The sequence below is a fragment of the Janthinobacterium sp. 13 genome, from assembly GCF_002749695.1.
In the GTDB taxonomy this organism is placed as follows: domain Bacteria; phylum Pseudomonadota; class Gammaproteobacteria; order Burkholderiales; family Burkholderiaceae_D; genus Janthinobacterium; species Janthinobacterium kumbetense.
In genome coordinates, this window is the sequence record NZ_PEEQ01000001.1 from 3,912,131 (window position 1) to 3,924,745 (window position 12,615).

Annotated in this window: 10 protein-coding genes and 1 pseudogene; 5 read left to right on the forward strand and 6 right to left on the reverse strand. The window is 65.9% G+C overall.

Annotated features, from left to right (window positions below; genetic code table 11):
- The first annotated feature begins 5 nt into the window (after window positions 1-5).
- The 3 genes from CLU94_RS17135 to CLU94_RS17145 all read left to right on the forward strand — a co-directional run bounded on the left by CLU94_RS17135 (window position 6) and on the right by CLU94_RS17145 (window position 4,329).
- Window positions 6-2,747 (forward strand): DUF4118 domain-containing protein, encoded by a 2,742-nt coding sequence (locus tag CLU94_RS17135; protein WP_099668362.1) that lies wholly within the window; start codon window positions 6-8, stop codon window positions 2,745-2,747.
- Window positions 2,744-3,442: a two-component system response regulator KdpE gene (gene kdpE / locus CLU94_RS17140; RefSeq protein WP_034746496.1), complete on the forward strand. Its 699-nt coding sequence runs from the start codon at window positions 2,744-2,746 to the stop codon at window positions 3,440-3,442. Before CLU94_RS17135 ends, kdpE begins: the two co-directional genes overlap by 4 nt.
- A gap of 131 nt (window positions 3,443-3,573) precedes the next feature.
- Window positions 3,574-4,329 carry a TorF family putative porin gene (locus tag CLU94_RS17145; protein ID WP_099668363.1) on the forward strand — a complete coding sequence of 252 codons (756 nt, stop codon included), beginning with the start codon at window positions 3,574-3,576 and terminating at the stop codon, window positions 4,327-4,329.
- 54 nt (window positions 4,330-4,383) lie between these two features.
- Here the strand turns inward: CLU94_RS17145 and CLU94_RS17150 are convergent, their stop codons facing one another.
- The 3 genes from CLU94_RS17150 to CLU94_RS17160 are packed head-to-tail and all read right to left on the reverse strand — an operon-like array spanning window position 4,384 to window position 6,237.
- The gene (locus tag CLU94_RS17150; RefSeq protein ID WP_257218857.1) at window positions 4,384-4,893 is read right to left on the reverse strand and encodes a cobyrinic acid ac-diamide synthase; all 510 of its coding nucleotides are present in this window, start codon (window positions 4,891-4,893) and stop codon (window positions 4,384-4,386) included.
- A gap of 10 nt (window positions 4,894-4,903) precedes the next feature.
- On the reverse strand, window positions 4,904-5,941 hold the full coding sequence (gene dapA / locus CLU94_RS17155) for a 4-hydroxy-tetrahydrodipicolinate synthase (protein WP_099666497.1): 1,038 nt from the start codon (window positions 5,939-5,941) through the stop codon (window positions 4,904-4,906).
- Window positions 5,938-6,237, reverse strand: coding sequence for a hypothetical protein (locus CLU94_RS17160; RefSeq protein ID WP_251350252.1), 300 nt, complete (start codon window positions 6,235-6,237; stop codon window positions 5,938-5,940). The genes dapA and CLU94_RS17160 overlap by 4 nt, the downstream gene beginning before the upstream one ends.
- Before the next feature lie 218 nt (window positions 6,238-6,455).
- Here CLU94_RS17160 and CLU94_RS17165 point away from each other — a divergent pair, with 218 nt between their 5' ends.
- Entirely contained in the window at window positions 6,456-7,454 is a 999-nt protein-coding gene (locus CLU94_RS17165; RefSeq protein ID WP_099666498.1) for a gamma-glutamyl-gamma-aminobutyrate hydrolase family protein, read from the forward strand.
- On the forward strand, window positions 7,451-8,530 hold the full coding sequence (locus tag CLU94_RS17170) for an alginate lyase family protein (protein ID WP_143451456.1): 1,080 nt from the start codon (window positions 7,451-7,453) through the stop codon (window positions 8,528-8,530). The genes CLU94_RS17165 and CLU94_RS17170 overlap by 4 nt, the downstream gene beginning before the upstream one ends.
- On the opposite strand, the gene CLU94_RS17175 is transcribed toward CLU94_RS17170, so the two are convergent.
- The 3 genes and pseudogenes from CLU94_RS17175 to CLU94_RS28725 all read right to left on the reverse strand — a co-directional run.
- The gene (locus tag CLU94_RS17175; RefSeq protein WP_099668364.1) at window positions 8,531-11,002 is read right to left on the reverse strand and encodes a TonB-dependent siderophore receptor; all 2,472 of its coding nucleotides are present in this window, start codon (window positions 11,000-11,002) and stop codon (window positions 8,531-8,533) included. It lies immediately after the preceding gene.
- A 95-nt stretch (window positions 11,003-11,097) separates the two neighbouring features.
- A complete protein-coding gene (locus CLU94_RS28720) occupies window positions 11,098-11,877 on the reverse strand; it encodes a FecR family protein (RefSeq protein ID WP_306558523.1) in 780 nt (259 codons plus the stop codon).
- A 54-nt stretch (window positions 11,878-11,931) separates the two neighbouring features.
- Window positions 11,932-12,414 (reverse strand): annotated as a pseudogene (locus CLU94_RS28725) (sigma-70 family RNA polymerase sigma factor); the annotation flags it as partial.
- Window positions 12,415-12,615: the final 201 nt, after the last annotated feature.

Here is a 12,615-nt window from a genome sequence, read left to right on the forward strand (position 1 = left end):
TGCCCATGCTCCCCAACGACAGCCAACGCCCCGACCCTGATGCCCTGCTGGCGCAAGTGCAGGCGCAGGAAAAGAAAGCCGCGCGCGGCCGGCTGCGCATTTACTTTGGCGCCTCGGCCGGCGTCGGCAAGACCTATGCGATGCTGGCCGCCGCCCGCAAATTGCTGGCCGATGGCCAGGACTTGCTGGTGGGCGTGGTGGAGACGCATGGGCGCCAGGATACGGCGGCCCAGCTTGACGGCTTGCCCGTGCTGCCCCTGAAGGCCATCGAATACCGGGGCAAGACCCTGTTCGAGTTCGACCTGGACGAGGCTCTGCGCCGCGCGCCGGCATTGATACTGATGGATGAACTGGCCCACTCGAACGTGGCCGGTTCGCGCCATCCGAAGCGCTGGCAGGATGTCGAGGAATTGCTGGCGGCCGGCATCGACGTGCTCTCCACCGTGAATGTGCAGCACCTGGAAAGCCTGAACGACGTGGTGGGCGGGATCACGGGCGTGCGCGTGGCGGAGACCCTGCCCGACACGGTGTTCGACCGCGCCGATGAAGTGGTGCTGGTCGATATCCCGGCCGATGAACTGCTGCGCCGCCTGAAGCAGGGCAAGGTGTATCAGCCGCTGCAAGCCGAGCGGGCATCGCAGCATTTTTTCCGCAAGGGTAACCTGATCGCCCTGCGCGAACTGGCCTTGCGCCGCACGGCGGACCGGGTGCAGGACGACGTGCAGGCTTACCGCGTCGAGAAATCGATCAATCCCGTGTGGAAGACGGGCGCCGCGCTGCTCGCCTGCGTGGGACCGCACGCGGGCGGCGAGCACGTGATCCGCAGCACGGCGCGCCTGGCCAGCCAGCTGAATGCGGAATGGCATGCGCTGTACGTGGAAACACCGCGTTTGCAGCGCCTGCCGGCGGTCCAGCGCGAGCGCATCCTGAAAACCCTGAAACTGGCGCAGGACCTGGGCGCGCGCACGGCCATTGTGCCGTCCGCCGATATCGCCGGCGCCGTGGTCGAGTATGCGCGCAACGCGAATATCTCGAAAGTCATCGTGGGCCGTGGCCGCGCCGGTGCGCTGGCGCGCCTGTGGCACACGCCGCCAGCCGCGCGCATGGCCAGCCTGGCGCCCGATATCGATCTGATCGAGGTGGGCTTGCCGCCTGCCGATGCGGCGCCCCGGCGCGCGGCCGGCGACGATGCCGAGGCGCCGCGCCGGCCCTCGCGCCATTGGCGCTACATCCTGGCGGCCGGCGCCAGCCTGGCCACGGCGCTCGCCTCCGTCCCCCTGCAGCCCTATCTTGACCTGGCCAATATCGCCATGCTGTCCTTGCTGACGGTGGTGCTGGTGGCCGTGCGCCTGGGGCGCGGGCCGGCGGCGCTGGCCAGCCTGGTGGGCGTGGCCTGCTTCGATTTCGTCTTCGTGCCACCGCGCTTCTCGTTTGCCGTGGGCGATTTCCAGTATGTGATCACCTTTGGCGTGATGCTGGCCGTGGGCCTGATCACGGGCCACCTGACGGCGGGCCTGCGCTTCCAGGCGCGCGTGGCCTCGCACCGCGAAGCGCGCGCCCGCGCCCTGTATGAATTCTCGCGCGAGCTGTCCGGCGTGCTGCAGACGGAGCAGATTTTCGACATCACGAAAAGCGCCATCGAACGGGCTTTCCGCGCGCGCGCCACCTTGCTTTTACCTGATGACGAGGGCAGCTTGCAAGCCCCGAACGGCGGCGAGCCGCTCGATATCGGCATCGCGCAGTGGGCTTTCGACCATGCGCAGGCGGCGGGGACAGGCACGGATACCTTGCCCGCTTCGCCCATTTTCTACCTGCCGCTGATCGCACCGATGCGCACGCGGGGCGTGCTGGCACTGCTGCCGCTCGATGGCGCGCACCGCGGGCGCTGGCTGCTGGTGCCGGAACAGCGCCAGCACCTTGACACCTTTGCCGCGCTGGCGGCCATCGCCCTCGAACGCGTGCATTACATCGACGTGGCCCAGGGCGCGCTGCTGCAGATGGAGTCCGAGCGGCTGCGCAATTCGCTGCTGGCGGCCCTGTCGCACGACTTGCGCACGCCGTTGACGTCGCTGGTGGGCCTGGCCGAATCGCTGGCCTTGTCCCGGCCAGCCTTGTCGCCTGTGCAGCTGGACATGGCGCGCTCGCTGCAATCCGAAACCGTGCGCATGAGCGCCCTGGTGGCGAACTTGCTGGACATGGCGCGCATCGAAAGCGGGCAAGTGCGCCTGAACCTGCAATGGCAGGCGCTGGAAGAAGTGGTGGGCAGCGCGCTGCGCGCCAGTGGTCCGCAATTGCAGCAACATGCCGTGCAGACGCAGCTGGCGCCGGACTTGCCGCTGGTGCGCTACGACGCTGTGCTGATCGAGCGCGTGCTGTGCAACCTGCTGGAAAACGCGGCCAAGTACACGCCGCCCGGCAGCACCATCACGGTCGCGGCCGGGGTGCACGGCCAGTTCCTGCAGGTGACAGTGGCCGATGATGGCCCGGGCTTGCCGCCCGGCCGCGAAGAAGCGATCTTTGAAAAATTTACGCGCGGCGAACGCGAATCGAACAAGCCGGGCGTCGGGCTGGGGCTGGCCATTTGCCGCGCCATCGTCGAAGCCCACGGCGGCACCATCCACGCGCAGCCGCACGCTCCGGGACGGGGCGCCGCCATTGTGTTCAGCCTGCCGCTGGGCACGCCTCCGGCGCCGCCGGAGATCGAGCTCGATGACGCCAACGACCATGAAACAGGAAAACCAACATGAACGAACCTTCCGCCACCGCCCTGCTGGTCGAGGATGAACCGCAAATCCGCCGCTTCGTGCGTGCCGCGCTGGAAGACGAGGGCTGGCAGATTTTCGAATCGGCCACCATGCAGCGGGGCTTGATCGATGCCGGCACGCGCCGGCCCGACCTGATCGTGCTGGACCTCGGTTTGCCCGATGGCGACGGCATCGATTTCATCGCCGACATCCGCAAATGGTCGGCCGTGCCCATCATCGTGCTGTCGGCGCGGGTCGACGAGCAGGACAAGATTCGCGCGCTCGATGCGGGCGCCGACGACTATCTCACCAAGCCGTTTGGCGTGGGCGAGCTGCTGGCCCGCGTGCGCGCCACCCTGCGCCGCCAGCGCCAGCCTGCCGCCAGCGACGATGGCGTGGTGCAGTTTGGCGACGTGCGCGTCGATTTGAAGGACCGTCTGGTGACACGCAACAAGCAGCTGGTGCACATGACGCCGACGGAATTCCGCCTGCTGTCGGTACTCGTTAAGAATGCCGGCAGGGTGGTCACCAATCCGCAGCTGTTGCGCGAAGTATGGGGGCCGTCGAACAGCGAAAACGGCCACTATCTGCGCATCTACATGGGCCATCTGCGCCAGAAGCTGGAAGCCGATCCGGCCCAGCCGCAGTACCTGCTGACGGAAACGGCCGTCGGCTACCGGTTGCTGCTGCCGCTCTAACACCTGTTATTTCCCTGTTTGAAAACAGGCGCCGCGCGCGCCAGGGGGACGCTTTACCCATTTTTTTGCAGCGGCGGGCCAGCTGCGCCATGTTGGCAAAGGCCCATACCACCCATGAAGAAGAAAAAACCATGAATAAAATGCTACTGGCACTTGCCCTAGCCACCCCCTTCACCGCCTTGACGGGCAGCCTGGCCCACGCGGATGAGGTCAAGCCCGACAACGAAGTCAGTTTCAACGTGGCCGGCGTGTCCGACTACCGCTACCGCGGCATTTCGCAGACGCGTTTGAAACCGGCGCTGCAGGGCGGCGTCGATTACGTCAACAACCCGACGGGCCTGTATGCGGGCGCCTGGGCCTCGACCATCAAGTGGACCAAGGACGCGGGCGGCAGCGGCGACGTGGAAGTGGACCTGTATGCGGGCAAGCGCGGCCAGTTGACCGGTGATATCGGCTATGACGTGGGCGTGCTCGCCTACGTGTATGCGGACAACGGCTTGAAGAATATCGGCCTGGCTAACGCGGACACGCAGGAAGTCTACGGCCAGCTGTCGTATGGTCCCGCCTACGTCAAATATTCGCACGCCGTCTCCAACTTGTTCGGCATCGTCAACAGCAAGAACAGCGGCTACCTGGACATCGGCGCGACCATTGACCTGACGAACGGCTGGACCGGCAACCTGCATGCGGGCCACCAGAAGGTCAGGAACAACGACGCGTCGAGCTATACGGACTGGAAAGTGGGCGTCACGCGCGACTTCGGCTTTGTTTCGGGCGCGCTGGCCGTGATCGGCACGAACGCGGGCAAGTCGGCCTATGCCTCGCCCGTGAATGGCAAATTCATGGGCAAGACGGCGCTGCAGCTGACGGTCAGCAAGACGTTTTAATGGACTGAGTTGACTGAAAGGAGAGGCGGCGCATGCGCCGCCTTTTTTGCGTACTTACGCTGGCAGGTTGAAAACGGCGCAGTATAGCTGCCCCAGTCCCACCACGCGGGCGGAGGGGATCTGCGCGGCCAGCGCATGGGCGGGTGCCGCTTGCGCGTCCGTTGCCAGCAGGACGCGCAGGTCAGGATTGACGCTGCGCGCGTGTGCGATGCGGCACGCCAGGCCCGCCTGCGCGGCGTCATCGACGACACCGTCGAGCGGTACCACCAGCACGCGCGCGGCGATCAGGGCCGAACGGCTGCCCATGGAGTCGCGGCCTTCGCTGTCGATGACGATGTCGTGGTAGCAGTGCACCAGGTGCTCGAGCTCCGGCTGCAAGCCCTTGGCGCTGATGGCGCGCGCCATCAGGCGCGGCCGCGTCAGGCTGCCGTGCATGGCGCCGTCGTGCAGGTTCCTGGCCTGCGCCATGGCGCCCTGGCGCGGATCGGCATCGAGCAGCAATACCTTGCGTCCGGCCAGCGCGCGCGAGGCGGCCAGTCGTCCGGCCAGGATGGATTTCTCCATGCCCCCGCGTTCATCCGTGATGGCGATGATCATCTTGGCGCACGGCTGGCATGATGTTGGCAGGGGAGACCAGCTGCAGCAGACAGCCTTCGCGCGGCGCGTCCCTGTCGCTGGCGGTCCAGACGGGCAGAGCCATCAAGGGCTCGAGTGCCGCACTCAGGGCGGCCTGGCCGGCGGCGGACATGGGCGTCATCGGCAGGCGCAATGCGTCGCGCACCTTGCCCTGCATGGCCAGCGCCGCCTTGACGGGAGCGGGATTGGGTTCGGCAAACAGCAGGCGGATGACGGGCAGCATTATCTTGAACAGGGCGCCGGCGGCGCCGTGGCGGCCCTGCTTGACCAAGTGATATAACTGCGCATACAGATCGGGCCGGACCTGGGCGGCGGCCGACATGGCGCCGTGGCCGCCTATGGACAGGCTGGCCAGCAGCAGCGCATCGTCGCCACACAGGACGTCCAGGCGTGTGTCGAGCAGCAGTTCGCCCAGTTGCTGCAGCTTGCCGCCCGCTTCCTTGATGGCGACGAAGTGCGAGTCGCGCGCCAGCAGCGCGGCCGTCTGCGGTTCGACATTGACGCCCGTGCGCGCCGGCACGTTGTACAGCACGATGGACTGGTCGGTGGCGGCGGCGATGGCCTGGAAGTGGCGCACGATGCCGTCCTGCGACGGGCGCACGTACGCGGGCGCGGAGACCAGCAGGCCGGCCAGCGGATGGTCGTTGTAGCGCTGCACCGTGGCGACGACGCTGCGCGTATCGCTGCCGCCGATCCCCATCACGACGGGGAAACGGGGGCCGACGGCTTCGAGCACGCTGTCGAGCAGCATGGTCTGTTCCGCGGCGCTCAGCATGGCCGCTTCGCCCGTGGTGCCGCACACCACCAGGCCATCGATGCCGCTGGCGGCCAGTTCGCACGCCAGTTGCTGGGCGGCGTCGAAGTCGATTTCGCCATCGACATCAAGGAATGGCGTGACCATCGGCACCCAGATGCCCTGGAAGTGCGCAGTGATGCGCGAGGAAGACATCGCGTGTTCGCAGGCATACTGGTTCATAGCGATTTCCCCTGGCTGATGCGGCCAAATTCTGCCGCCGGCAGCAGGCGCATGACGGCATCCATGGTCAGGCGCAGGGCCGGTTCCGTCACGCACAGCCAGACTTTCATGCGTTCGGCGTGGTCGACTGCCTCGACGCGCATGAACGACAGCATGCCGCCGCAGGTTCGCACGACCAGCTGGCGCAGCTCGGCCAGGCAGGCTTTGTCGACCGTGATATGCATGAGAAAGGTGGGCAGGCGGGGATGGCGGTGGGGCAGGGCTTGATGCGTTTGCTGGCGTGAATGGGGTTCCATGGTGGCTTTGCAGCGGTGGTTGAGGTACGTTCAAGATTAGCAGCGGGGGCGTAAAGATTCTCTAAAAAGCGGGGCCGCCAGCGTAAACGGGCTGTATGCATCGGGTGTGGACGTGTTGCGTGGATGCCCCGCGCGTGGGCTTTTGTTACAAAATTGAATCGTGCTTTCCGGGGCAGGGGTTTATATTGAAAACGTCTCCGCTTTCAGTCAGCTCCGCCATGTCAGACGAAAAAGATCCCCAGCTTCCCCCTTCCACCGATCCCGCGGCGCCAGCTTCGGCGCGGCCCGACCGGGTAGGCAGGGCGCCCGATGATGAGCACCGCGCGCGCGATGCCGCACCCCGCTATCTGAAGGACAACGACACGCCGCTGGCGCTGGCCTGGCGGGTGATCTCGTCGCGCTACCGCTCCATGCGCGACAAGGCCAGCCGCGATTTCATGCGGCGCACCCTGCGCATCGGCATCTCGGCGCGCATTTTCCACCCCGAACCGGGTGCCACTGGCCTGCGCAGCAAGAACCTGCAATACCTGGAAGAGTCGATCGCCCAGTGGGTGATGTCGCGCGACGTGCTGGTGTTCATGATCCCGACCGTCAATACCAGCGGCCAGCTACACCCGAGTAACATCACCTTGCGCCACTATGCGCGCCACCTGGACGGCCTGGTGCTGCAGGGCGGCGCCGACGTCTCGCCGCAGACGTATTCGGAGGCGGCCACGCGGCCCGAATGGAGCGGCGACCGCGCGCGCGACCTGTACGAACTGGAACTGCTGCACGAATTCGTCGATGCGGGCAAGCCCGTGCTGGGCATCTGCCGCGGCTGCCAACTCATCAACGTGGGCTTTGGCGGCACGCTGTACCAGGACATCGCCTCGGATGTGGAAGGCGCCACCTCGCACGTCAATGACCTGTATGACCGCCACCGCCACAGCATCGTCTTCCCGAAAGGCTCGTCGCTGGCGGGGCTGTTCCCGAAGACGGGCGAGGCGCTCGTCAATTCCATCCACCATCAGTCGGTCAAGGACCTGGGACGCGACATCACGGTGGAAGCGTATTCGCAAGGGGACAATATCGTCGAAGCCATCCGCTACCAGCGGGCGCGCTTCGTCATGGGCTTGCAGTGGCACCCGGAATTCCATTCGGCGGGCGGCGTCGAGCTGCTCGATTGCACGCCCATCCTCGATAACTTTTTGCGCGCGGCGCGGGAGACGCGGTTTTGAGTACGCACCTGATGCGCCGGCGCGCTGTGCTGGCCGGCCTGCTGGCGCTGCCCCTGGCTGGCTTGCGCGCGGCGCCGCGCCCGCATGAAGGCGCGCTGCCGTTTGCGCTGACGTCCGCCGCGCGCGCCCGCACGCTCAAGGCGCGAGTGGCGCCGGCCATTGCGGAACAGGTGGTCAAGGCGGCGCGCAAGGATGCGGCGCGCCCCGTGCACCTGATGGCAGAAGTGCGCACGGGCGGCTTGCTGAAGGGCGAAGGCGGACGCGAGACCAGCCAGCAGGCGCAGGAAGACTGGCGCCAGGCGCGCCTGCAGGCGCTGGCCTGGAGATTATCGGGCGAGATGGCGCATTTCGAGGCGGCGCGCCAGCTGCTGCTGGCCTGGAGCGGCGCCTACCAGCCGTCGTTCAGTCCCGTCGACGAGACGGAGCTGGCCAGCCTCCTGATAGGCTTTGACCTGGTGCAGGAACGCTTGAACGGCGTCGAGCGCGAACAGGTGCAGGCGTTTTGCCGCACCCTGGCGCACGGATATCTGAGTGACCCCATCAAGGTGGGCGGCCCGTCCACGGCGCGCAACAACTGGCATAGCCACCGCATCAAGATCGGCACGGCCGCCGCGTATGTCACGGGCGACGCCTTGCTGATCGCGCGGGCGAAGGAACGCTTCCTGGCGCACGTGCCGCGCAATATCGGCGTCGGCGGCGTACCCTTCGACTTCGAGCAGCGCGATGCCCTGCATTACACCACCTACAGCCTGGAGCCGTTGCTGACGACCGCCCTGATGGCGCAGGCGCATGGCGACGACTGGTATGGCGCGCCGGAAGCGCGGCGCCTGGCCGAGGCGCTGGCCTGGCTGGCGCCGTACGCGCAGGGGAGAAAGACGCACGAGGAGTTCGCCAAGAGCGCCGTGCCCTTCGACCGCAAGCGCGTGGCGGCCGGCGAAAAAGGCTTTACGGGGAATTGGGAGCCGAAGGGCGCCGCCAATGTGTATCTGCTGGCGGCGCGCTTCGATCCCGCTTACCTGCCGCTGGCGCTGGAATTGCACCCGCCAGCCTGGGCGCTGGCGCTGTATGGGAGCTGATTAAAACTTCGTGCGCACGGTGAACATCACATTGCGCGGTTCGCCGTAGAAGCCCGTCTGGAACAGGCCGAGGCCCGTGAAGTATTTCTTGTCCAGCAGGTTGTTCACGTTGACGCTGGCCGTGACGTTCCTGCTGATCTCGTAGCGCGCCATCAGGTTGAGCAGCGCGTAGCCGCCCTGCTTGATGCGTGAATTGTCCTCGATGGCGGGGTTCCAGATATTGCCGTCGTAGCTGCTTTGCCAGTTGATGCCGCCACCGACGGTCAGCTTGTCCAGGCTGGCCGGCAGGCGCCACGTGCCTTGCACGCGCACCAGGTGGGCAGGCTGCGTCGTTTTCAACATGGTAGAAAAGACATCCTTGCCATCCGCATCGCGCACGTGGGTGTAGGTGTAGCCGGCGCTCAGCCTCACATCCTTGGCCACTTCGCCCGTCACTTCCATTTCCACGCCACGACTGGTGACGCCGTCGATGGCTTTATACATTATCTCACCGTTGACTTCGCCCACAGGGCTGGCCACGTTGCTTTGACGGATCTGGAACAGGGACGCGCTGCCATTGACCTTGCCGTCGAGGTATTCGGCCTTCACACCCGCTTCCACACCCTTGCCGCGCACGGGCGACAGGAAGTTGCGGTTGATGTCGCGGCTGCTTTGCGGCGCGAAGATGCTCGTGTAGCTGCCGAACACGGAATACGTCTTGTCGAGGTCATACACGACGCCCGCATACGGCGTGATGACCTTGTTTTCCTCGATGCGCGAGGTGATGCGCGCGGTGCCGGCGTCGAAGAAAGTGCGGTCCTGCTCCTGCTTGTAATCGCTCACGCGTGCGCCGAGAATTACCGACAGCGCATCGACGGGATGCAGGCGCACGGCGCCATACAGGCCGCTCTGGCGCGTGCTGTCGTTGTCGTTGCCCGTGCGTTTGAATGCCGGTTCCGCGTACTGGCCGCGCCAGTCGAAATAACTGCCTTCGACGGGCGGGTAGAGCGAATCATAGACGGGACCATCCTGCTTCGCCGTCGAACTGGAATAACCGATCATCGCTTCATGCTGGCGGCCAAACGCGGTAAACGGGCCGCTGGCGTCGACGTTGACGGTGGTCTGGCGGCGGTCGCCCTTGTATTTACCCATGAAGAAAAACGCGCCTGCGCCCGTGGCGGGGTCGGGATTGCCGCCGCTGGCCGAACCGAGCACGCTGTCATGCTTGCTGCGCAACTGATTGGCGCTCAATTTCACTTTCCACGCGTTGGCGAAGCTGTGTTCCAGCGACGTAAATAGGGTGGTGTTCTGCATGTCGCGGCGGCTCCAGTCCGTGGCCGGGTTCCACGAGGTGGGGAAATCCGTGCGCGTGCCGTCGGACAGCAGGACGGGGAAACCGGTCCAGGTCGACCCGCGCGGCTTGTAATCCTGGTGCGTAAAGCCGGCCGTCAGCAGGGTGACGGGCGTCAGGTCCGCCTCGATGATGCCGTAGGCGACGGATTTCTGCTGCGTGTAGCGGTCGAGGTAGGAGTGCTTGTCCTGGTAGGCGCCCACCAGGCGGCCGCGCACCGTGCGGCTGGCATTGAGCGGGCCGGAGACATCGGCTTCGCCGCGGTAGTTGTCCCACGATCCCGCGCCCAGGGTCGCCGAACCCTCAAAGTGGGCGGTGGGGCGCTTGCGCACCATGTTGACGGTGGCCGACGGGTCGCCCGAACCGCTCATCAGGCCCGTCGCGCCTTTCAGCACTTCGATGCGGTCATAGATAGCCATGTCGCTATTGGTCGTGCCCCAGTCGTAGACGCCGTCATAGATGGCCGACACGCCGTCGTACTGGAAATTGGTGACGGCAAAGCCACGCGCCTGGAAGCTCCAGCGGTCGCTGTCGTAGTTTTGCACGCTCACGCCATTGACGTTTTTCATGACGTCGGAAACGGCATTGCTGTTCTGGTCATCCATCTGCTGGCGCGTGACGATGGTCAGCGACTGCGGCGTTTCGCGTTGCGTCAACGCCAGTCCCGTGGCGCCGCTGGCGGGGCCGCCCGTATAGCTGTCCGTGCCGCTGGTGGCGGCGCTGCGCTCGGCGGCCGCCACCACGGTGACGCCGCCCATGACGGCCACGCCGCGGCTATCCACCGAGGCAGTATCCGCGCCGGCGGGGATCTTTTGCAGCAGGTAGCCGCCATTCGCCTGCGGCACGGCTTGCAGGCCGCTGCCGGCCAGCAGCACGCGGAAACCATCGTGCACGCCATAGCTGCCTTGCAGGCCGGCGCTGCGCAAGCCTTGCGTGGCGTCGCTGGAGAACGACAATAAAATGGCGCTGTCGCTGCCGAAGCGCGTCAGCACATCGCCCAGCGCGCCGGCGGGAATGCTGTAGACGCGCACTTGCTGGCTTTGTGCTTGGGCCAGCGCTGGCAGGGCCAGGGCCATGCCGATTTGAGACAGGGCGCAGGCCAGGACGGTGCGGGTAAGGAGGGAACGCGAAGCGTGGTGCATGGAATAAAACCTTTCGTGGATGCGCAAGATGGAGACTGCCTATCTTCCAAGTCACGCGAGCACGCTAGAACAGCTCACTTTGCAGAAAATATTTTTCAGCGGGCCGCCAGTTCGATCCTGACGACTTGATGGCCCCAGAAGCGCGTGACGGTATTGCGCCGCAGTTGCAGGCTGGTGCTGACGGCGTCGAGGATGGCGCTGACATCGGCCAGCGGGTAGGAACCGGACACGCGCAGGCTGGCGACGGCGGGCGCGCAGGCCAGCGGATGGTCGCTGTAGCGCGACAGCTCGGCGAGGAAATCGGCCAGGCGCATGTCGCGCGCCACCAGCATGCCATCGAGCCAGGCGCCGCCATAGGGCGCCAGCGCCTGGCGATGATGGCCGTCGGTGTCGAAATGGGCGCTTTCGCCTGGATGCAGCAGCAGGCGCTGTGCGCCGTCGCCGGTCAGCATGGCGACGGTCCCTTCGAGTACGCCGGCGCTGGCGTATTGCTCGTGCAGGCGCACTGTGAAACGCGTGCCCAGCGCCTGCAGGCTGCCGTGCGGCGTGCCGACGAAGAAGGGCCGGTGCGCCGCATCCTTGCCGGTGGCGATGAAGATTTCGCCGGCCAGCAGTTCGATGCTGCGCCGCTCGCCGTCGTAAGCGATGTTCACGGCGCTGCTGGTGTTGAGCGTGAGCTGGGTGCCATCGTCCAGTGTCACCACGCGGCGCTGGTTGACTGCCGTGCGGTAATCGGCCATCCAGCCGCGCCATGGGCTGCGGCGCTCAAACGCATACAGCGAGGCACCGCAGGCCAGCAGCAGGGCCAGGGTCTTGACGGCATGGCGGCGCGGCGCATTCGCTTGCACGCAGGCGCGCAGCAGGGTGGCGTGCATGGCGGGCGGCAGGTGTTCATGCTGCGTTTGCAATTGCTGCCACGCCTGCGTGGCGCTGCCGGCCCGCTGCAGGTGGCGTTTCACCGTGGCCAGCGAGATGCCGAGCTGGCGCGCGATGTCTTCCTGCGGCAGCTCGTCGAGCTGGCGTAGTAAGAAAGCCCGTTTCACGGGAGGCGGCAAGCCGTCGAGCATGCGGTCCAGTTCAAACACGGTTGCCAGCAGCAGTGCCCGTTCCTCGGGCGATGGCGCATGCCGGGGCGGTAGTTGCGCCAGTACGTCGAGGTAAGCCTGTTCGAGTTTCTGACGGCGGTAATGGTTGAACAGCACGCGCTGCGCGACGGTGGCGAGAAAGGCACGCGGCTCGCGCGCGGCGACGGCGTCTTCGCGGTCGAGCAGGCGCATGAAGGTATCGTGCGCCACGTCGGCCGCGCACGCCGTGCTGCCCAGCTTCTTGCGCAGCCAGCCTTGCAGCCAGCCGTGGTGCTCGGCATACAGTGTCGCGATGTCCTGGCGTTGTAGCGGCTCTGCCAGCGGCATCGCATTCCCCTTGCATGGCCGGCCCGGGTGGGCTGGTGTTTTTAAACAATAATAAGAATCATTCTCACTTATTGTAACAAGCGGTGGCGGCGGCTGTAAACGATGGGGGAGATGGGGTGTGGTTTTTTGGGTTTGACGTTGTTGAATGCTGGGGTCTGACCCGGCGGGTCAGACCCCATGGACGCGACGTTGGCTGGACCG

Bases quoted from the DNA above. Each gene is read 5' to 3' on its own strand.
- CLU94_RS17135 (WP_099668362.1), top strand. From the start codon at position 6: ATGCTCCCCAACGACAGCCAACGCCCCGACCCTGATGCCCTGCTGGCG.
- kdpE (WP_034746496.1), top strand. From the start codon at position 2,744: ATGAACGAACCTTCCGCCACCGCCCTGCTGGTCGAGGATGAACCGCAA.
- CLU94_RS17145 (WP_099668363.1), top strand. From the start codon at position 3,574: ATGAATAAAATGCTACTGGCACTTGCCCTAGCCACCCCCTTCACCGCC.
- CLU94_RS17150 (WP_257218857.1), bottom strand. From the start codon at position 4,893: ATGGAGAAATCCATCCTGGCCGGACGACTGGCCGCCTCGCGCGCGCTG.
- dapA (WP_099666497.1), bottom strand. From the start codon at position 5,941: ATGAACCAGTATGCCTGCGAACACGCGATGTCTTCCTCGCGCATCACT.
- CLU94_RS17160 (WP_251350252.1), bottom strand. From the start codon at position 6,237: ATGGAACCCCATTCACGCCAGCAAACGCATCAAGCCCTGCCCCACCGC.
- CLU94_RS17165 (WP_099666498.1), top strand. From the start codon at position 6,456: ATGTCAGACGAAAAAGATCCCCAGCTTCCCCCTTCCACCGATCCCGCG.
- CLU94_RS17175 (WP_099668364.1), bottom strand. From the start codon at position 11,002: ATGCACCACGCTTCGCGTTCCCTCCTTACCCGCACCGTCCTGGCCTGC.
- CLU94_RS28720 (WP_306558523.1), bottom strand. From the start codon at position 11,877: ATGCACGCCACCCTGCTGCGCGCCTGCGTGCAAGCGAATGCGCCGCGC.